This is a genomic window from Gimesia panareensis, assembly GCF_007748155.1.
GTDB lineage: Bacteria > Planctomycetota > Planctomycetia > Planctomycetales > Planctomycetaceae > Gimesia > Gimesia panareensis.
In genome coordinates, this window is the sequence record NZ_CP037421.1 from 7,423,098 (window position 1) to 7,440,963 (window position 17,866).

Below are 17,866 nucleotides of genomic sequence, written 5' to 3' on the forward strand. Positions count from 1 at the left end.
ACCGCTACTCTGGCAGCCATTCTACAGTCGTATCAGCCAGTCAACCCAACACATGGTTTCAGTCGGAGCTGATCGGTTTAATCCAGGAAACCTGAGTGATCAGATGATTGAGAGAGGCAAAAGAAATGTGGGCATTGGTCGCATATCGGGGTGAGGAATTGGCGGGGAAGGTGGCCAGTGTCGCATCACCCACCAGAAAGACATTAAAGTCCTGCGAAAGATTTTCATACCCAGCAGTCGTTTTACAGAAACACATGTCGGTCGCATAGCCGGTCAACAGAATATGTCGAATCCCCTGCTTCTTTAAGAAGGCCTTCAACGGGGCATAACCTTCCCGGTCAAAGATGAGCACGTCATTATTGTGAACTGTGACATCCTGCGTGACAGGTACCGGCACATCCCAGAATCCTTTTCCGTTAAAATGATCTCCCGCACTTAAACCGGAGAACTGCCGAAAATAATCGATCACAGGCTGTTCTTTCGAAAGCGCGATTTGTGCAGGCAAAGGTTTTCCCCGGTAAGGCAGACTCTTGAGTTGCCTGGTAAGCTCCTTTCGTGCCTCTGCCCGTTCCGCCGGCGTTGGGTTATAATCAAAAGTGCGATACAGCTTTTTCCGGATCGGGTCGACTTTCCCAATCAGACTGAACATGATCAGCGCATTCGATTTCCGCATGCGTTTCAAAAACGGATCGATCACCTCGCGCGTGTGCCGACCTGCCAGATGATTTTTCTCCGGCGTACAGAAATCAGCAGCGCCTGCTGGTTCAGGTGTTTTCCAGCCCTGACCGTCATCAATTCCCCAGGGATGCACCATGATAACTGCCGTGTTCTTGATGGAGATCCGATTCGGCATTTCGATGATGCCTCGGGCATTGTAGGAAAACCTCCAGGCCCTCACGGACAGATCTGCCCCTTCATCATCGACCAGTAAAGGAGCTTCATACCGGCCAAGCTCTTCGATCGGCTGCACGAATTCCGGATGATCTGCCAACAGTGGTTGCGGATTTTTCAGAGGAGTTAATGTGTTGTGATAAACGCGTGGCTCATCACCTGCCTGCACAGCCTGCGACACCACGCTGAAAATGAACATGATGAGGGCCAGTATCGAATTAACCTTCATATCAGGGCGACTCCTTGAAAACATCAGGGTTGCTGCTCACCGTAGCGCCGGGCGATTTCACTCATTCCCACAAGTTCAGCGCGATCTCCTGCTTGCTTCACCAGCTGACAAATGAGTTCCACTGTCTCAAAATGCGGATCTTCGACATACATGATCGAGGGATGACAGAGAAAATCAAAGACCTCCCCCCGCTCAATTGCCTGCTGAATACACAACTCAACCGACTTCAAAAAATACTTCCGCTTCCAGTGACTTGTGCGAAAGGCGCCTACATCGCTGATCGGACTCATGGGAATTTCAATCAGCCCCGTCGGATAGACATAGGGTTGAGCTGTCTGTTGCGCACTCAGAATCGACTCATAGATCTCAACCTCGGGCGCAACATCAGGCGGACTGTATTTGTGTCGGGGATATTTGGAACTGACCCATGGGAACCCTTCCGCCAGCAGCAGTTTCTGCAGATCTTCCCGCTGATCCAGTCCCGCACTGGAGCCGCCGGGAGTACGAAAACCGTCGGGTTTGACACCCAGCCGCTGCTGCATCGCTTCTGTCGTGATGCGAATATTATTTTGTATGACCTGCGCCGCTGTCTTGCCTCCCAGCAGCCAGGGCGAACGTTGAAAACGGAACTGCGTTTTCTCCGGTTCTGTCGCCCACACATTCACATGGTCATACGTGTGATTGCCAATCGGATGCCCGAGTTCGGAAATTGACTTCAACCATTGCACGTCTTTCTGTTCCAGCACACGTCCCACACAAAAAAAATGAATGACACCTCCCAGCTCTTTGGCGATTTGAGCTGCTTTCAATGAATACGCTTTCGTTTCCTGATTCAGGTTCCCTTTCTGGTAATCCCACTCCAGCATCTCTTTGCGCGGGTACATGCGACTCATTTCCAGGTCGAATGTGATTACAATCTGTGCTTTCCGAACCGGTTTCGCAACAGCCTGCAGAGCAGACATCCGACTGACTGAAACCGCCGCAACAGAGGCAGACAGAAATGCGCGACGTGAAAGCGAACTCATGAATTCCGGGCTCAACATGGCTTAAATCAATCTCTCAGGGACCATCAAATCAGGCTGGTACTGACTGATTATATAAGAGATTGCCCATGTTTCATCTGCAATTCTGAGCTTCTTTCTATCGCCCCACTTCAGAAGAGATTTACCCCTGTTTTTAAGGACTATATGAAGAAAGAAGACGGCTTCATTTTCGAAAAAACATCCAGCCGTATATTGATTTGTACAGGAACCTGCGGTACAATCATTTCATTGCCTGAGAGTGGTAAATCCATATGTCCATATCTGCCTGGGGGCAGCCGCGTAGCGACCGCTGTAGGTGTCGCTAGTTTTTGTCGCGTGATTTCTTTAATGCGTTTCTGATCGAAGCAGCTCTTCGTTCACTCATTCTTTCGCATTGCATGCCTGACATCTCTTGTGTGAGAAGTACGCGCCATCGATGGTAAGAAATACACGCGGTAAATCTGATAGGCATTGATCTCATGACGGAATCAAACAAGTCTATTGAATCAGATCGGTTTGCATTTGACCTCGTTAACAATCTCGCACCATCACCAGGAGCGTTTCCACAAACTGGGAAATTCAGCAGCAAAATCTGGGCACAACTGTTTGGAATGACAGAAAAGAATTTCAAAGAGCTCCTGAAAGAGTCAGGAATTCCTTACTTCAAATTTGGCAGCAATGTCATCGTTGACGCTAATGATTTCTGGTCTCATCAGAGGCAACGGGAATTGTAATGAGAGAAGCTACAGGTGTGGTCTGCACATCCAATTTCCACAATTCATGACAATCCGGTCCTGTTTCTATTTCGAGTCAGCAATACCTCTCTGTTTCGAAACACTGGAGTTGTGTGTCAAATTATCAGCATCATTCAGGACCCATATGTATGATTTGAGGATTGATTCAGACATACACGTCTTCGATTTCACGATCATGACGCATATGCAGAAATTTACCTTAAATTAAGCCCATTTCTTGCATATGTAAGTCTTTATTCGGTATTTATCATACAGGTAAAAACCTTCAAATGACGATCCAAACTTTTGATTGACACATAAATAATTGAATCTAATAAATCTTTGATCTCACGAAAAATGCTCCCCCTGTTACATTCAATCGACTGGTGAATCATTTTTCATTCTCCAAACCTCTCAGGCAGGTCGATGAAAGTTCTCGTTGTCGATGATATTGGATATTCTTGTCACTATTATGCACGACTGGTAGAAAAAATCGGTTTCACTGCAGTGATGGCTTCATCAGGCTACGAGGCCATTAAGCTGCTGCAATCAGATAATGAAATTCACGTAGTCCTGACAGATCTCGTCATGAGCGGCATGGATGGCGTCGACCTGTTTCAGCAGGCCCAACAACTGGAACGTTATTCTGATCATGGAATCGTAGCAGCTCCCCAGTTCATTCTGATGACCGCGGTCCGCCCCGAAAATAATGCCCAGGATCGAAATCTGCAGCGGATCAAACTGGCCAAGGAACTGGGTTTCTCCAAGATCATGTTTAAGCCTCTGGACCAGGATGAACTCAAACAGGAACTGAATGATATGTCATTGAATGTCATTCACACTTCCAACACAGAGACGACTCTCGACCTGTATTCTCCAACTCAGAAAATCAGACAATCGGTGAAAGACATCATGGCCGCCGACAATAAAGAGGCCGCCTCAGAATTCCTGCAGGTGCTTTTGGAGGAAATCGCCAACTTAAAAGAATATCTCAAAACATCCTGAACACTCTTCACTCCTCCCCAAAAGCCTGCTTACAATAAAGCTGCCGCGTCCGCAGACAGCTAAGTTCTGCTGCAAATCATCAGCATTCAAAATACGAATTCTCAAGTCAAAATTATGGCCAGGTGTGATCAAGGCTATCTCTGCATTGTTTGTGGAGAAGAAGTAGACAATATCGAAGATAGCGCACTCTACTTACGGTACATCATTGGCGAAGTCCGTGAAGAAGAACTGCAGGAACAACCCGAATATCACATCCGTTGCAATCCTGCCCTGGCTCAATTTATTGTTGATGCTGAGTTTGAACCCGTCTCTGTAGAGGGAACATTCGATAAACGTGAATTGGACCCCGCCGAGACCAGACTCAGAGAAACACTGGTCACGAAAGGCTGGAATCGGCTTAGAATTGTGAAACGAGAACAGCTTCCTGTCAGTGAGTTTCCTCTGAAACTGGAATCGGATAATCGCTGATCCAACCAGCTACATCGTTCGTTTCCTCTCACCTCTTTCCATCTCATGATTACTATGCACCTGTTGTTCTGAGCAACAACGGGTGCTTTTTTTATGCAGATCCATCTTGTCCGCGCCACGCCATTCCGGAAGATAAGCACTCTTCGACACTCAATCATAAATCAGAACTCGAATACTTTGAGAAACGAATGCCCGCGCAAACAAGAAAAGGACTTTTTATCCCGGCATGGGTTATCGCTTGTGTGTTTTCTCCCATCGTAGCTGGTGGAGTGGGAGCGATTACCTGGACTGCCAAAACACTCATAGAACACAGTCATCGGCTTATTCAGATTGATGAAAAACTGGACGCTAATAAGGAACTGTTAATCGAAATGGTCAATTCACATGAAAGGCGGATCAGCCGCCTGGAAGACCGCGTGTTCGGAGAAAACTGATGATCCAGATTACTCTGGCAGATCTACCCACATCACTCGTGAAGCAGATGGAAGGCCCTGTCCCTCCCGTTGATTTCATCTCAAACGGCTGCAGTTATTCACCGGACCAGTGGGGTGGGGTTGATCTCAGACCTGCCTGTCACTGGCATGACTACGCCTATCAGCAAGGAGGCTGTAAACGGGATCGAGCACGGGCAGATGCTGCCCTGTATCGTAATCTGCGCCGCTGTGATCTCGGCAGATTCATGGCGAACGTGTACTACCGCCGTGTCAGGCTGTTCGGAATCGCCGCCTTTAACTGGGAACCAGGAAAGGTCCCCCTCAACCCCTGGCATTATTTTTTACTGTTTTTCAACAGGTATCTTCAATGGTGAAAAGCTTAACAACTCTGCTTGTCATCCTGACAACATCCTGCCTGCAGGCCCAGGCGCTGGCAGTCAGGACAACGGAAACACAATGCACACCGCAAGGCTGCCGCCAACTTCTCGGCACAGGAGCCTGCGCGTTCATCGGAAATATTGCAGATCGCTCCATCTATATTACCGCAGCACACAACATCAATCAGGCTCGAACCATTCAGATTGGCTATGGGGGATCATGGTGGAAAGCCCAGGTAGTTTTTAAAGAGTATAAGGGCACTGTTGACTATGCGATTCTTGAGACTCGAAAAATCTCCGCCACGCACTGTTTTGAGCTTTCGAGTCAACAGCCGGCTGATGGAATACAGGCGGTCGCTTATGGTTACTCAAACGGGGTCTACCAGTTGAAATCGCTGAGAGCCCGTATTCTGGTCACTCCCCAAGGACGTTACTTCTCCAGAATTGTTGCCAAGGGAGATTCCGGCGGCCCCATTCTGGTCAACGGACAAGTTGTTGGCATCATCAAAGGTCACAATTTTTCGAACACACTTTATACAGAAAGCACTCTGATTCGTCACAAGCTCATCAATCTGTACGGCAGACTCCCTTGTTGCGACTGTGAACCATCTGCAATCGTGAAAACGAATCCAGTTCCGCCGCAGCAACCGGAAAATGAAAACCGTCAACAAATTGCTGCGATCGAAACGGAAATATCCAGACTGCAGAAAGAGATTGAGAGGTTAAAACAGACACAGATTCCTGTACAGCTCATCGGGGCAGACGGAACTGTGAAACAGGAACAGAAATATTTACTGGGACAACCAATTAAATTGCGTTTTAAGGCCGTTAACAAGTGAGGCGAAATCATGCCGAACGGCGCTATTTTAGATGTAGAAATTCCCATTCAGGAAGAAGGAGAACAGGAGATGGCTGTGGATTTATCGGACAATGTTGCCAATCACATGCTGACACAACTCATGCAAACCGGAACCGTCGCACAGAATAACTTTGTGACCGTTCAGAAAATCGTGGACTACGATTACCTGGAAAACAAGCGCATGGTGACCCTTGATGAAGCGGTCGGCATTCGTGAAGTCGCCAGCAAAGTCACTCCCGCTGGTCCGTCACAGGCAACCTGATGACGGACCCGCTGGAAGATCTGATCAGGCAGACGACAATATTCCACAATCGCCTGATTGAAGAAAATAATGAGCTCGACCGCGCGTTCCAGAGCGGGACGTTCGGTCAGCTCGTGCAGTCCTGGAGTGATCACGATGACAGAAGAGACCGCGAAGCCGGAGACCTGGGCGGAGAAACTGGCCCAGATGTGGTGGGGAGTGAAGGTAGGGGAACGAGCGGAGAATCTCAGACAGGCCGCGAGGCGGTTTGACAATGTAGATTCACTCGTCATGTCCACACGCGAAAAACTGCTCGGCAAAGAAACCGTTGACAACAATCGTCCTGAGGGCGAAGACATGCATATCGGGGATTACAGCAGCGTGACACATCAGTATCTGCCACCGTCAAACAGCACGACTGGTACACTGGCCAAACTGGCTTTAGGAGCCGGTCTGCTCGCGACGGGAATCGGTGCGCCAGTGGGAGGCTATCTGATCTCGGATGCATTAAAACAGAAGCCGCCCGACACGAATGAACTCGTGATTCCAGCTGACCAGGATACACTCTTTAATCTGGAGCTTGTGAAGTAAGACTTTCAGATGGTTCCGGCTGAGCACGTCTGACTGGATGCACCTCAAGACAAAGGGCAAACTCTGTTTAAAATAGTCTGTGTACCTTGTCTTGAAATTCCAAGTTATTCAGAAATGAAAAGGAACCTCTGATGCCCCGGTTTACTGTCTACCTTGCACGAGAAAAAAACGGACGCCCTGTCAAACGATTGGATCGAGAAGCACAGACTCATGTACTGGCAGCCAAACTCGCGGAAGCCGAATTCCCTGATCTGGTTGTAAATTCAGTGCTGGTAAAACACGAGTTCATCGCTTTCTGCGCCCGCTGTGGGGGCCCCATCTTTAAAGGAGATTATCACAAAGACCAAATCAAACAGCGTGTAGATTCCAACCGCTGTCTGGATTGTCTGTAAGTTAGGATAAAAAGAAGTCTGATGGAGATAAAAGACCGAATTAAAAGCTTGCGACGAATCAAAGCCTCCCGGCTGATTCGTAACCCTCGAAACTGGCGGACCCATCCAGCAGCGCAAAAATCAGCGTTGCGCACTGTCTTGAACGAGATTGGTTTTGCCACAGCCTGTCTGGTCCGCGATTGTGGAGACGGGACTTTCGAACTCCTTGATGGTCATTTGCGGGCCGATATCGCTGAGGGCTCTAAAGTCCCCTGTCTGATTCTAGATGTCACACCGGCAGAAGCAGATCAAATTCTGGCCACCTTCGATTCGATCACCAGTCTGGCCCAAACCAATCAGAGGGCACTTGACTCACTGGTAGAATCAATTTCTTCTGAATCCAGAGATCTCCAGAAACTGCTTCTGTCCCTGGCTTCCTCCCCACAAGTTCTCCCAGAAGAGGATCAGGGAGAAGATGAATCCAGCCTGCTCAGAGACAGCTTCTCAGTGCTGGTGGACTGCAAAGATGAATCGGAACAACTCGCCCTCTTAAAACAGCTGAAGTCGGAAGGTTATCAATGTCGTGCCTGGATCTCGTAAGAGAATCACCGATCATCCGCACTCCTCGCGTCATGCAGTTGGAAGGGATGTTCGGGCTTCCCGCAGAAAATCGAAGCTGTGAACAATGGTCTGTGAATCTTCCACTGCAGGACCGTTCGTGGAATATCGGATTAATAGTGGGACCTTCAGGTTGCGGCAAGACGACGATTGCCCGAGAACTGTTTCCGGATCAAATCGTGGATGAGTTTGACTGGTCCCATGAGCAGAGTATCGTTGATGCGTTCCCGGGAAAAATGGGAATTAAAGAAATCACCGGCCTGCTTTCGTCAGTCGGTTTCTCTTCTCCGCCCAACTGGCTGCGTCCCTATCATGTGCTGTCCAATGGCGAACAGTTTCGTGTCAGGCTGGCCAGGGCACTGGCCGAACAATCAGGCCTGGTTGTGATTGATGAATTCACTTCTGTCGTCGACCGCACAGTCGCCCGGGCAGGCAGCTGTGCGATCGCCAAAACGGTCAGACGCCGAAATCAAATGCTGATCGCGGTCTCCTGCCATTACGATATCATCGACTGGCTGAATCCTGACTGGATTTATCAACCGGCGCTTAATGATTTTCAATGGAGGTGCGAAAGGCCAACTCGCCCTCCAGTCTCCCTTAGAATTGTTAACGTGCATCGCAATGCGTGGAACCTGTTCCGTAAACATCACTATCTAGACTCTTCCCTGCACAAATCGGCCAACTGCTTTCTGGCACTGATGGAAGAACAACCCGCAGCCTTCACCGCAGTGATTTACTTCCCGCATGCACAGTCTCCCTCCTACCGGGAACATCGCACAGTCTGCCTGCCTGACTTTCAGGGAGTAGGAATTGGTAACGCCCTGAGCGAATATGTTGCGTCACTTTACCACTGCAAACACAACTACACGAGCGTCACCGGTCATCCCGCCATGATCCGCCACCGTGCCAGATCACCGCTGTGGAAAATGAACCGCAAACCATCAACCGTGCAACGCCAGGCCGGTTTTGAGAAGCACCGCAAACGACGCATTCCTACCAGTCGTGGCAGACTAACCGCCAGCTTTCAATACATCGGACCATCCCGCAGAGAAGATGCACAACGGTTCGGCTTGATTTGAGTCAGACCCCAACCGCGATCTGCGCATCTACCAGGCCGCACAACGCTTCCAGGCAGTATGGCTGCGAAACGCTTCTGCAGAGGCGACCCCAGACTGTGCTCCTCGTGAGGAACACTGCTGCAGCATCAGATCCTGTAACGGAGAAAAACTGGTATCTTTTCCACGCTGCAGTTGGCTCTGATGACAATTCAACATCGCGACCTTGGTTTCGACGAACGGGCTGACATCGATATAAAAATGGGGTTCAAACTGAGTCATATTGACCGTGTCCATCCACCACAGTACGGGAGGCTGCTGAAGAGCCGGAGATTCTGTTTTGTTACCTGCCGAGGCACTGAACCAGGTGGCAGCCTCGGTGATCACGGAAGCAGCCCGATGATCCGCATGATAATCGTTCTGCGAATGTGCCAGAACGAGTGTAGGTTGAAACTGGCGAATGATCTCTGTCAGCTGTCGGCGCTGCTCCAGGCTGTCAAACAGAGCGCCATCCGGACGCTCCCCGAAAAATAATTCAGCTCCAATCAGCGCAGCGGCAGCCTGCATTTCTCCCTGACGTACCTCTGCCAGATTTTCCAGCGGCGGATCAGGCTGCCCTTTGTCCCCCTGGCACATCACGCAAATTCCCACGACGGCCCCTTCCTGGTGAGCCCGTGCCAAAGTCCCTGCACACAACAATTCGGCATCGTCAGGGTGTGCCACAACAGCCAGAATCCGTTCCTGATTAAAATCAATCTTCATCTTCAGTGATCTTCAACAAAGGCAACAAAATGGATCAACGCAGTCGAATATCAGGCAGTTCTGCCACGTATTCCGCTACCGTCAGCGAAACATCAGCATGGGTTCTTAACAGAGATGCCGGACAGGCACTGGTAATCGGCCCATGCAAGACCCGACGTGCCACCGAACTCTGCCAGAGACGGTTACAGTAAAAGTGCTGTTCCCGAGCTGACAGAATTTCCTTCATCCCAATCGTCACAGCTCGCCAGGGAATAATCGAAATTTCGCCCCCCACTGTCACGGAATTGATCGTCCGGGTCTCGCGAGTTAAGTTCAGATTCCGTGTCGGCAAAGCAGCGAACTCTTCTGCCGAAACTTCCTCTCCCGGTTCTGGTGGTTCATTGAATGCAATATGGCCGTTAATCCCGATCCCGCCAAAACAGGCATCCACGCCTCCACGCTGATCAATCATTCGCTGGATCCCCCCCACATCATTGGGATCTGGGCAGATCCGATTCTCCGGCAGGGGGGCCAGGTCCGGATTCACAAGATCATAGAACTTTCGATTCATGTAACCACGAAAACTCAAAGGATGCGACAGGTCGACCCACTGGTCATCATCCGTCAGGTATTCATCCATGTTGATCAGCATCACATCCTGAATGGAATACTGCCGCTGGTTCAGTATCTCAGCCAGAACCGGATACTGATCGACTGGGCCCACCGGCACAATGAGTGTCGGCTGACGTCCCGCTTCCCGAGCCCTTTCAATCACACTCAGCATTGCCTGAGCCATATGCTCTGCGACGGCAGGCATATCTTTGACTACGGAAAACTTGACATTCGTTCCTTGAGCTAACGCGTTGCGACTGACCTGCAGGTAATCAGGAAATTGAACAGACATAATCTGGTGGGTACTTTTATTTGTGGGTGGTATGAACAATTATCAGCGTCTGGAATGACGTGGATTCTCTCAGAATCCAAAATGACAGCATGGAATATTGGAAACTGTTAGCTTTATAATAACAGTCATTCTGCAGAGATACTCCCGTACGGAAGGGGAGAAATCATATTGTCGGCAAAATCAATTTAAGGCCATTTTATCTATACTTGAGGAATTCACAATGAAATTGTTTCTGGACAGCGCCATCACAGATGAGATCAGACAGGGCCTCGAATACTGGGACCTGGATGGCCTGACAACCAACCCCAAACACGTTAAAAACTCGGGCAAGCCATTCCTGAAGGTCATCGAAGAAATCGCTGAACTCTTCGCCGGTACCGAGAAACCGGTCAGTGTCGAAGTCAATCCCCACATCACGGACTGGGAACAGATCGTTGAAGAAGGAGCCAAACTCGCAAAAATGTCTCCAAATTTTGTAATCAAAGTGGGAGCCAGTGAAGGGGGATTCAAAGCTATTCGCGAGTTGTCCCGACAAGGAATCCGAACGAATGCAACCCTGATCTTTTCTGTTGCGCAGGCCTGGCATGCGGCACGAGCTGGCGCATCGTTCATCAGTCCCTTCATGGGCTGGAAAGAAACTTACGGAGATTCTGCGACGACGTTTATCATCGAAGTCGCAGAAATGCTGGAGCGGCATGAATACGAATCTGAGATCATCGCCGCCGCGATCCGTAATGGTCGACAGATTGCAGATGTCGCGATCGCCGGCGCTCATTGTGTCACAGCCGGATTTTCCGTCTATCAGGAAAGTATGCAAAACCCTTATACCGTTCATGGCGAGAAAGTCTTCCAGAATGCCTGGGATGAGACTCCCCACGAATAAGATGTTCGTCGCGATCAAGTCTATCAGATCATACACCATTCCATTTATGATTCAGGATCCTCCATGCGCTTTGTGAATATATTCAAATTGTACCTCAGCCGGTGTTGGTTATTTCTGGTTTGCCTCTCAGTTATGGAACTGTGTCTACTGGCAATAGACACCACAGTCGTGGAAGCAAAATCACAGAAGCCAAATGTGATTATTATTTTCACAGATGATCAGGGCTCCATCGATGTAAACTGCTACGGTGCTAAAGATCTGATTACACCGCACATGGATTCCATTGCCAGACGGGGAATTCGATTTACGCAGTTCTATGCCTCAGCCCCCGTCTGTTCTCCATCACGTGCCGGCATGTTGACTGGTCGATTCCCGCGTCGCGCAGGAGTTCCCGGAAACGTCTCTTCCCATCATGGACAGAGCGGCATGCCGGTCGAGCAGATCACAATCGCTGAAATGATGAAGGAGGCTGGGCATCAGACTGCGCATGTCGGCAAGTGGCATCTGGGCTACACCCCTGAAACCATGCCTAACGGACAGGGCTTTGACCGTTCGTTTGGCCACATGGGAGGCTGTATCGATAACTACTCACATTTCTTCTACTGGAACGGTCCGAATCGCCATGATCTCTGGAACAATGGCAAGGAAGTCTGGCACGATGGTGAGTTCTTCCCTGATCTGATGGTGAAACAGTGCCAGTCTTTTCTCAAAGAACCACACGATAAACCGTTCTTCCTGTACTGGGCCATCAACGTCCCTCACTATCCATTACAGGGCAAAGACAAATGGCGCAAAAAATACGCGAACCTTGAATCACCCCGCGATAAATATGCCGCCTTTGTCTCCACCATGGATGAATGTATTGGCGAGGTTCTGCAAACTCTGGATGAAAGTGGATTGCGAGAAAATACCATCGTGATCTTTCAGTCTGACCATGGACATTCCACGGAAGAACGAACCTTTGGAGGGGGCGGTAACGCAGGGCCCTATCGAGGAGCCAAATTCAGCCTGTTTGAAGGAGGCATCCGCGTGCCTGCGATGATCTCCTGGCCGGGCACGATCGCGGAAGGAGAAGTACGCCATCAGCTGGCAACTGGCTGTGACTGGCTCCCGACCATCGCGGATCTGACCGGTGCTCCACTTCCCAAACACAAACTGGATGGAAAAAGTCTGAAACAGGTCATCAAATCCGCCGATGCTGACAGCCCGCACGAAAACTTCTACTGGCAGATCGGCAAGAGCTGGGCTATCCGTGAGGGGAACTGGAAGCTGCTGGGCAACCCCCGTGATACCAGTAACCAGGCCCCGTTGACCAAAGAGGATCAGCTGTATCTGGTCAACCTCTCCAACGATATTGGTGAAAAACAGAATCTGGCGAAAGAGTTTCCTGAAAAAGTGGAGCACCTCAAGCAGATTTATCAGCACTACCAGAAATCCCTGTCTGATTAAGGTAGACTTCAGTTTGGATGTTCAAAATGAATCAGACCACCGAACCACATTCCAGAAACAAGCCTAAATCAACTGCCTGGGTCGTCTCAGTGGCGATCTTTATAGTGATTTATCTGATTCTCCAGCAACAGAAGCAGGAGGGAGAACCAGAGGATTCTGGAAAGAATCCCGCTGTTACAGTAGCTGCAGACGGAACTTCTCAGGCCCCTGAGCAGACAGATACCGACCTGGGTCCCCTGTCAACTTCAGACAGGAATCAGAAAGTTCCCAAGTCGCAGGCCATTCCCACCGAATTGAAACAGACCTCCGCCAAACGGTCCGTTCAGACTCCGGCCAGTTCCAATCGGCCCCCTCCGACTGAATCTGACAGCACCTCTCAGGGCACACGCCCTGAACTGGGGCAAATTCGAAAAACAGGTAACCAGACCTGGGAATCAACGGCTGGGCTAATATATGGCCCCGGCAGCCAGGAAAAACACCGCATCAAACATGTGATGCGGCATGCAACAGATCAGCCACGCCGTCCAGGTAAACATGGTGTCTTTGCCGGCAATGGTGATCAGGAAAAAGTCCTGGCATTAATTGACGAGGCATATCTGAAAGCACTTCAGGGAGGCAAATCGGTTCAGAAAAAGCAGGAAGGGCAAAGGACCGTTTATACCATCGACATGCATCGTCCCGTGGGATACGTAGGCGGTCAGGTTGGGAATCAACTGGGAAAGCCGCCCGCCAATAAAATTCGGCTTGTTCTTGAAGGCACCAGTGTCATTACCGCATTTCCTCTGTAACGTCTTGTAAAGCAGGATTTTCACCATGTATTACATCGGATTCTGCCCCTCCTGTGAGCAGGGAACCTTGGGAATACGGATTTGCAGCAGTCTGCAGGATCTGGTGATTCTCTGTGATGAATGTGATGCACTATGGCTTACCCCCGAGACCTCTGTAAGCCCCCACTTCCCGCAACAACCTGCGCTGCCCTGCCCCGCCTGCGAAGGAAACCTGACTGCCCCCCCTGCCCACTGGGCAGAACTCGGAGAGCTATTTGAACGTGGTTGGCTGGCTTACATCAAAGGTGAAGCAGACTGAATCGTCAGGAACAGGCCAATTAAAATTCAATTTCCAGAGTCTGATTTTCTTTAAGAACCTTGGACTGAATCTTGATCGTATCGCGTGTCGCCGGAATTTTTGAGCCGGGAACTTTGACGATTAACTGGGCGACACGATTTTTAAGAGGCAGGTAGTCTCTCTTATCAACCGGTCGAATTTCTCCCGTCGCGGTCGAAGTGAAAGTTGAATTCGGCCAGCGGACATCCCAGGGGATGGCCTGTCGGTGACTGTCGGTCCCCAGAACCAGCCCCATCAGATCGGAGGCTCGATACCGCTTCGCTTTGTAACTGGATGGCAGCCTGACCTGGATGATGATTAGATAGTCCTCGTTCAAGTCAGGATCTTTGGGCACGGTCCAGGCAGTGAAACTGCCCACTGTCACCGCATTACCCATCGGCTTAAATTTAAATTCCCCTCCACCTTCGCCGGACCCATCTCCTTCTGCTTCACCATCTCCTTCACCCAGGTGAACTGAAACATCCGCTTCAATTTCTTTCAGAGCTTCTTCAGTTTCACCAGTCAGATTTTTGATGGGCTGCATTACATTGAATTCGGTTGTTTTACCCCCTGCTTCTTCTTCAATTCGGGTGTCCAGAGGACCGTTGAATGCAAAATTGTCTTCATCTTCCAGGGTGGCAACGGTAGAGAGATGATCGTTCCCCTGCATTCCGCCTACAATCACTATGGCCATGACGGTCAGAATTGTGGCATGAAAAAGGAGCGAAAACAGATATCCGGTTGCCATGAAACCAGCCAGCCAGAAGAGAACCTTTTCCTTAAGTGAAAGTTTCGGTTCTTCATCCTCCAGTAAATCGCGCTCTTCAGCAGACAGCTCGCGATCCCTGAGTCGGTTAACTCGAGCTGCGTCCTTAGCAGGAGGTTCAGAAAACCGTGTTTGGTTCGACATGGACATCGTCGCCGAATGGGAAATACCATTCTGCCACTCTGAAGAAAGTGAGTGGTCAGACGGCTGAGTTTTTTTAATATTCATGGGCTCTGTCTTGCATCACTCAAAGTCATTTCATGCAGACGGCCCGTCTCAGCATACTTTTAACTAAGACTTTCTACGTAGAATTATATAACAGAACTACTGAATTAGAATGCTTTTTTCCGTAGAACACCAGCTTCGCAGACACTCGCGTCCTCTGATTAAGCCTGCCAAAGCCAGTGTACAGGTTTCACTGAATTGCATCCCGAACTTGAATTGCCCCTGATTTCTGGATCCTAAACGAGTACCCGATGCAGCTCCTGTACTGTGGTAATCCCTTCCAGCACCTTAGCTTTCCCGGATTCTTCCATTGTCGTCATGCCTGCTTCAGAGGCCAGTTTTAATATTTCAGACTGAGTCGCTCCCCTGAGTATCGCATCCCTCAATTCTCCGCGAATCCCCAGGGTTTCAAAGATCCCCGTCCGCCCCAGATAGCCCGTCTGGAAACAATGGTCACACCCCGTCCCCCTGGCAATTTTGGAATCGGCCAGTTGATCTGGATTGATTCCCAGATATTCGCAAGCACCTGAGTCAGGCTGAAAAGGTGTTCGGCACTTTTCACAGATACAGCGAACGAGTCTTTGTGAGACAATTCCCTGCAGACTGTCCGTGATAAACATGGAAGGAATTCCGAATTCCCGAAAAACGTCGATCGCAGCAACAGCATCATTGGAATGCAGAGTTGACAGGACTCGAATCCCAGTCAGACCTGCCCGGACAGCAATATGAGCTGTCTCCGAATCTCGGATTTCCCCAACCATGATCACATTCGGATCCTGACGTAAAACTCCACGGAGTGCCTCAGCAAAACTAAAGCCGATTTTGGGATCAATTTGAATCTGGTTGACCCCTTCAATCCGGCGTTCCACAGGATCCTCGATGGTCGCCAGACTCATTTCTGTCTGGTTAAGATAATCCAGGCAGCTGTAAATAGTCGTACTTTTCCCGGAACCGACCGGACCCACACTTAAGATCATTCCGTAAGGTGCATTACAATACTTCGTTATTTCAGAAGTCTGTGACTCATTGAGCCCCAGTTCATTGAAATGTGTAAAACGCTTGTGGTCCGGCATCAGCCGCAGAACGAGCCGTTCTCCGTGAATGGTAGGGCCGGAGCCTACCCGGATGTCACGACGGTTTTGCAGTGTCTGATTATTAATATGACCATCCTGTGCCAGGCGTCGTTCGGTGATATCCATGTTGGCAGCCAGTTTCAGGCGGGAAATCACAGAAGCTGCCGCTTCTTTGGGAAGCTGGATAATGTCATGCAGCATACCGTCGACACGCAACCGGAGGCGTAACCCATCTTCCAGGGGATCCAAATGAATATCGGTTGCCTGTAGCTGAAACGCACGCTCCATTAACAAGTCAACGAGAGGTCCTGGGCCAACGACATCAATCAGTTCCCGCAGCTCGGCCTGGAGTGCCTGTTGCCGCCCTTCATTTTTATTTTCAGTATTCGCAGGAGTATCTGACATGACTCAAATCTTTCTGTCTTAACAACTGTCCTCGGTGAGAGAAAATATGACTGGAAATCTCTGCAGCCAAAGCCACTAAATCAGTTTAAATATACCAAGCCCCCCCAGTATCAGGCTGCTGATTAAAACGACGACCCCCATGATCCGTAAATTTTTCCGACGATCTTTCAGCGCGGTTGCCCCCAGAAGCAGCCCTGCCAGGGAAAATGAAATCGTTGCTCCTAATGCAATTTTCGGATCAAGTGTCAGGAAGTCACTGATATACAACGCGAAACAGGCAACTGCAGAAAGGACTGCAACAATCCCCAGGAGAATTGGCATCGAGAAAGTGCGACGACGTTCGATCCGCTCCTGCCTGGTAGCCTGACTTAAGTGCGCGATGGCCTCTTCTTCTGTGGAAACGATATACCAGACTTTTTTGAGACCAGAGATATTAAGCACTTCTTCAACCATCTCGCTCGTATTCAGAATGGCCGTCTTCCCTCCCTGCTCATCCACCAGTTTCCAGACCTGGATTACAATCGCCACCAGTGAGCTGTTGATATATTCCAGTCTGGTTAAGTCGATAATCACCGTAGGAGACTGCTGATTTTTGACTTCAGACAGCAAAGCATCTCCCAAAGCCTCAAGCTCGTCCCAGGCAGACTCATTCAGTTCAGGTAATAATTGAACTTTGAGATGGTCAGTAACGGCAGTGATATGATACGGAACATCTTCGGTAGCCATGAACCAATCTCCATTTTTTCGATACACGAGGTATCGGAGGGCCCTGTATCTGCTCAATGCTTCCGCATTGAATGCATTAATAGAAGTAGAGTTGTCTCTGGTTCAAAATACCAATGTGACCTGATTTTACCTATTGCAATCTGGACCAAACTACGGGATTTAGTAAGTATTTCCCCAGAAACGACTTTGCTTCATCACAAGTTAACAGATTCCAATAATCATCGTTATACGACGTCCTCCGACAAGAGATCATGCGCACACCCAACAAGGCCAGACACACCATCCAGGGACAAACATTCAGGAGACCTGAGGCCATTCCCATTTAGTATAAGCTGGTTGGTTGTTGTTATGTCAAGTTTTCTGAACATAGCGATTGTATCTGCCAACCAAGTTAGAAAGATCAAACAGTTAAATGCCAGACGGTTAGCCGAATTTCAGTTTGACTCTGCTTTTTGAGCGTATTTATAATAAGGAAACAACCGATTTGATAAACTAGGTTGTTTTTGCGCACAAGCTCTCGTTAGTATCAATTGCTTCCCTTCAGTGAGACAAGATCTGACAGGCTCCAAAGACACATCTGTAAGGGGCATTTCGGAGAATTTTCCAACTTATTTTCTTCAATGAATAAACTGGATAGATTCAGCCGAAAAGTTAGCACATAATGTTTAATAGAAAAGTATCCCCAAACAGACCAG

At 49.3% G+C, this 17,866-nt stretch carries 22 protein-coding genes; 15 read left to right on the forward strand and 7 right to left on the reverse strand.

Going from position 1 to position 17,866, the window contains the following annotated elements; translation table 11 throughout:
* Window positions 1–58: 58 nt before the first annotated feature.
* Window positions 59–1,120, reverse strand: a complete 1,062-nt coding sequence (locus Enr10x_RS28035) for an isochorismatase family protein (RefSeq protein WP_145452334.1) — start codon at window positions 1,118–1,120, stop codon at window positions 59–61.
* A gap of 23 nt (window positions 1,121–1,143) precedes the next feature.
* Complete coding sequence (locus Enr10x_RS28040; protein WP_232093168.1) at window positions 1,144–2,145, reverse strand: polysaccharide deacetylase family protein; 1,002 nt, start codon at window positions 2,143–2,145, stop codon at window positions 1,144–1,146.
* A 476-nt stretch (window positions 2,146–2,621) separates the two neighbouring features.
* On the opposite strand from Enr10x_RS28040, the gene Enr10x_RS28045 reads away from it, so the two are divergent.
* The 11 genes from Enr10x_RS28045 (at window position 2,622) to Enr10x_RS28095 (ending at window position 8,919) form a co-directional block, all read left to right on the forward strand.
* A complete protein-coding gene (locus tag Enr10x_RS28045; RefSeq protein WP_145452338.1) occupies window positions 2,622–2,876 on the forward strand; it encodes a hypothetical protein in 255 nt (84 codons plus the stop codon).
* A 426-nt stretch (window positions 2,877–3,302) separates the two neighbouring features.
* On the forward strand, window positions 3,303–3,881 hold the full coding sequence (locus Enr10x_RS28050) for a response regulator (RefSeq protein ID WP_145452340.1): 579 nt from the start codon (window positions 3,303–3,305) through the stop codon (window positions 3,879–3,881).
* A gap of 114 nt (window positions 3,882–3,995) precedes the next feature.
* The gene (locus Enr10x_RS28055; protein WP_145452342.1) at window positions 3,996–4,349 is read left to right on the forward strand and encodes a hypothetical protein; all 354 of its coding nucleotides are present in this window, start codon (window positions 3,996–3,998) and stop codon (window positions 4,347–4,349) included.
* Window positions 4,350–4,537: 188 nt separating this feature from the next.
* Entirely contained in the window at window positions 4,538–4,783 is a 246-nt protein-coding gene (locus Enr10x_RS28060) for a hypothetical protein (RefSeq protein ID WP_145452344.1), read from the forward strand.
* Window positions 4,783–5,157 (forward strand): phospholipase A2, encoded by a 375-nt coding sequence (locus Enr10x_RS28065; RefSeq protein WP_145452345.1) that lies wholly within the window; start codon window positions 4,783–4,785, stop codon window positions 5,155–5,157. The genes Enr10x_RS28060 and Enr10x_RS28065 overlap by 1 nt, the downstream gene beginning before the upstream one ends.
* Entirely contained in the window at window positions 5,151–5,999 is an 849-nt protein-coding gene (locus tag Enr10x_RS28070) for a trypsin-like serine peptidase (protein WP_145452347.1), read from the forward strand. The genes Enr10x_RS28065 and Enr10x_RS28070 overlap by 7 nt, the downstream gene beginning before the upstream one ends.
* 9 nt (window positions 6,000–6,008) lie before the next feature.
* On the forward strand, window positions 6,009–6,281 hold the full coding sequence (locus tag Enr10x_RS28075; RefSeq protein ID WP_145452349.1) for a hypothetical protein: 273 nt from the start codon (window positions 6,009–6,011) through the stop codon (window positions 6,279–6,281).
* 135 nt (window positions 6,282–6,416) lie between these two features.
* Complete coding sequence (locus Enr10x_RS28080; protein WP_145452351.1) at window positions 6,417–6,851, forward strand: hypothetical protein; 435 nt, start codon at window positions 6,417–6,419, stop codon at window positions 6,849–6,851.
* Window positions 6,852–6,982: 131 nt separating this feature from the next.
* Window positions 6,983–7,243 carry a hypothetical protein gene (locus tag Enr10x_RS28085; protein WP_145452353.1) on the forward strand — a complete coding sequence of 87 codons (261 nt, stop codon included), beginning with the start codon at window positions 6,983–6,985 and terminating at the stop codon, window positions 7,241–7,243.
* 48 nt (window positions 7,244–7,291) lie between these two features.
* On the forward strand, window positions 7,292–7,822 hold the full coding sequence (locus Enr10x_RS28090) for a hypothetical protein (RefSeq protein ID WP_145452355.1): 531 nt from the start codon (window positions 7,292–7,294) through the stop codon (window positions 7,820–7,822).
* On the forward strand, window positions 7,801–8,919 hold the full coding sequence (locus tag Enr10x_RS28095; protein ID WP_145115298.1) for an ABC transporter ATP-binding protein: 1,119 nt from the start codon (window positions 7,801–7,803) through the stop codon (window positions 8,917–8,919). The genes Enr10x_RS28090 and Enr10x_RS28095 overlap by 22 nt, the downstream gene beginning before the upstream one ends.
* A 27-nt stretch (window positions 8,920–8,946) precedes the next feature.
* On the opposite strand, the gene Enr10x_RS28100 is transcribed toward Enr10x_RS28095, so the two are convergent.
* Both Enr10x_RS28100 and Enr10x_RS28105 read right to left on the reverse strand, forming a co-directional pair.
* Window positions 8,947–9,657, reverse strand: a complete 711-nt coding sequence (locus tag Enr10x_RS28100) for a PIG-L deacetylase family protein (protein ID WP_232093169.1) — start codon at window positions 9,655–9,657, stop codon at window positions 8,947–8,949.
* A 34-nt stretch (window positions 9,658–9,691) separates the two neighbouring features.
* The gene (locus Enr10x_RS28105) at window positions 9,692–10,540 is read right to left on the reverse strand and encodes a 6-phosphogluconolactonase (RefSeq protein WP_145452359.1); all 849 of its coding nucleotides are present in this window, start codon (window positions 10,538–10,540) and stop codon (window positions 9,692–9,694) included.
* Between the two features lie 220 nt (window positions 10,541–10,760).
* Between Enr10x_RS28105 and Enr10x_RS28110 the strand changes: the two genes are divergently transcribed.
* The 4 genes from Enr10x_RS28110 to Enr10x_RS28125 all read left to right on the forward strand — a co-directional run bounded on the left by Enr10x_RS28110 (window position 10,761) and on the right by Enr10x_RS28125 (window position 13,958).
* Window positions 10,761–11,423, forward strand: coding sequence for a transaldolase family protein (locus Enr10x_RS28110; protein WP_145115305.1), 663 nt, complete (start codon window positions 10,761–10,763; stop codon window positions 11,421–11,423).
* A 132-nt stretch (window positions 11,424–11,555) separates the two neighbouring features.
* Entirely contained in the window at window positions 11,556–12,872 is a 1,317-nt protein-coding gene (locus Enr10x_RS28115; protein ID WP_145452361.1) for a sulfatase-like hydrolase/transferase, read from the forward strand.
* Between the two features lie 26 nt (window positions 12,873–12,898).
* Entirely contained in the window at window positions 12,899–13,660 is a 762-nt protein-coding gene (locus tag Enr10x_RS28120) for a hypothetical protein (protein WP_145115310.1), read from the forward strand.
* 25 nt (window positions 13,661–13,685) lie between these two features.
* On the forward strand, window positions 13,686–13,958 hold the full coding sequence (locus Enr10x_RS28125) for a hypothetical protein (RefSeq protein ID WP_145452363.1): 273 nt from the start codon (window positions 13,686–13,688) through the stop codon (window positions 13,956–13,958).
* 19 nt (window positions 13,959–13,977) lie between these two features.
* Here the strand turns inward: Enr10x_RS28125 and Enr10x_RS28130 are convergent, their stop codons facing one another.
* The 3 genes from Enr10x_RS28130 to Enr10x_RS28140 form a co-directional block, all read right to left on the reverse strand.
* Entirely contained in the window at window positions 13,978–14,886 is a 909-nt protein-coding gene (locus Enr10x_RS28130) for a hypothetical protein (protein ID WP_145115315.1), read from the reverse strand.
* 317 nt (window positions 14,887–15,203) lie between these two features.
* Window positions 15,204–16,445, reverse strand: a complete 1,242-nt coding sequence (locus tag Enr10x_RS28135) for a GspE/PulE family protein (protein WP_145115318.1) — start codon at window positions 16,443–16,445, stop codon at window positions 15,204–15,206.
* Between the two features lie 75 nt (window positions 16,446–16,520).
* Complete coding sequence (locus tag Enr10x_RS28140) at window positions 16,521–17,171, reverse strand: STAS domain-containing protein (RefSeq protein ID WP_145115321.1); 651 nt, start codon at window positions 17,169–17,171, stop codon at window positions 16,521–16,523.
* Window positions 17,172–17,866: the final 695 nt, after the last annotated feature.

Excerpts from the sequence above, each read along its gene's own strand:
- Enr10x_RS28100 (WP_232093169.1), bottom strand. The coding sequence starts at position 9,657 with ATGAAGATTGATTTTAATCAGGAACGGATTCTGGCTGTTGTGGCACAC.
- Enr10x_RS28130 (WP_145115315.1), bottom strand. The coding sequence starts at position 14,886 with ATGTCGAACCAAACACGGTTTTCTGAACCTCCTGCTAAGGACGCAGCT.
- Enr10x_RS28085 (WP_145452353.1), top strand. The coding sequence starts at position 6,983 with ATGCCCCGGTTTACTGTCTACCTTGCACGAGAAAAAAACGGACGCCCT.
- Enr10x_RS28120 (WP_145115310.1), top strand. The coding sequence starts at position 12,899 with ATGAATCAGACCACCGAACCACATTCCAGAAACAAGCCTAAATCAACT.
- Enr10x_RS28045 (WP_145452338.1), top strand. The coding sequence starts at position 2,622 with ATGACGGAATCAAACAAGTCTATTGAATCAGATCGGTTTGCATTTGAC.
- Enr10x_RS28050 (WP_145452340.1), top strand. The coding sequence starts at position 3,303 with ATGAAAGTTCTCGTTGTCGATGATATTGGATATTCTTGTCACTATTAT.
- Enr10x_RS28040 (WP_232093168.1), bottom strand. The coding sequence starts at position 2,145 with ATGAGTTCGCTTTCACGTCGCGCATTTCTGTCTGCCTCTGTTGCGGCG.
- Enr10x_RS28035 (WP_145452334.1), bottom strand. The coding sequence starts at position 1,120 with ATGAAGGTTAATTCGATACTGGCCCTCATCATGTTCATTTTCAGCGTG.
- Enr10x_RS28105 (WP_145452359.1), bottom strand. The coding sequence starts at position 10,540 with ATGTCTGTTCAATTTCCTGATTACCTGCAGGTCAGTCGCAACGCGTTA.
- Enr10x_RS28080 (WP_145452351.1), top strand. The coding sequence starts at position 6,417 with ATGACAGAAGAGACCGCGAAGCCGGAGACCTGGGCGGAGAAACTGGCC.
- Enr10x_RS28075 (WP_145452349.1), top strand. The coding sequence starts at position 6,009 with ATGCCGAACGGCGCTATTTTAGATGTAGAAATTCCCATTCAGGAAGAA.
- Enr10x_RS28140 (WP_145115321.1), bottom strand. The coding sequence starts at position 17,171 with ATGGCTACCGAAGATGTTCCGTATCATATCACTGCCGTTACTGACCAT.
- Enr10x_RS28115 (WP_145452361.1), top strand. The coding sequence starts at position 11,556 with ATGGAACTGTGTCTACTGGCAATAGACACCACAGTCGTGGAAGCAAAA.
- Enr10x_RS28065 (WP_145452345.1), top strand. The coding sequence starts at position 4,783 with ATGATCCAGATTACTCTGGCAGATCTACCCACATCACTCGTGAAGCAG.
- Enr10x_RS28095 (WP_145115298.1), top strand. The coding sequence starts at position 7,801 with ATGTCGTGCCTGGATCTCGTAAGAGAATCACCGATCATCCGCACTCCT.
- Enr10x_RS28135 (WP_145115318.1), bottom strand. The coding sequence starts at position 16,445 with ATGTCAGATACTCCTGCGAATACTGAAAATAAAAATGAAGGGCGGCAA.
- Enr10x_RS28055 (WP_145452342.1), top strand. The coding sequence starts at position 3,996 with ATGGCCAGGTGTGATCAAGGCTATCTCTGCATTGTTTGTGGAGAAGAA.
- Enr10x_RS28110 (WP_145115305.1), top strand. The coding sequence starts at position 10,761 with ATGAAATTGTTTCTGGACAGCGCCATCACAGATGAGATCAGACAGGGC.
- Enr10x_RS28125 (WP_145452363.1), top strand. The coding sequence starts at position 13,686 with ATGTATTACATCGGATTCTGCCCCTCCTGTGAGCAGGGAACCTTGGGA.
- Enr10x_RS28070 (WP_145452347.1), top strand. The coding sequence starts at position 5,151 with ATGGTGAAAAGCTTAACAACTCTGCTTGTCATCCTGACAACATCCTGC.
- Enr10x_RS28060 (WP_145452344.1), top strand. The coding sequence starts at position 4,538 with ATGCCCGCGCAAACAAGAAAAGGACTTTTTATCCCGGCATGGGTTATC.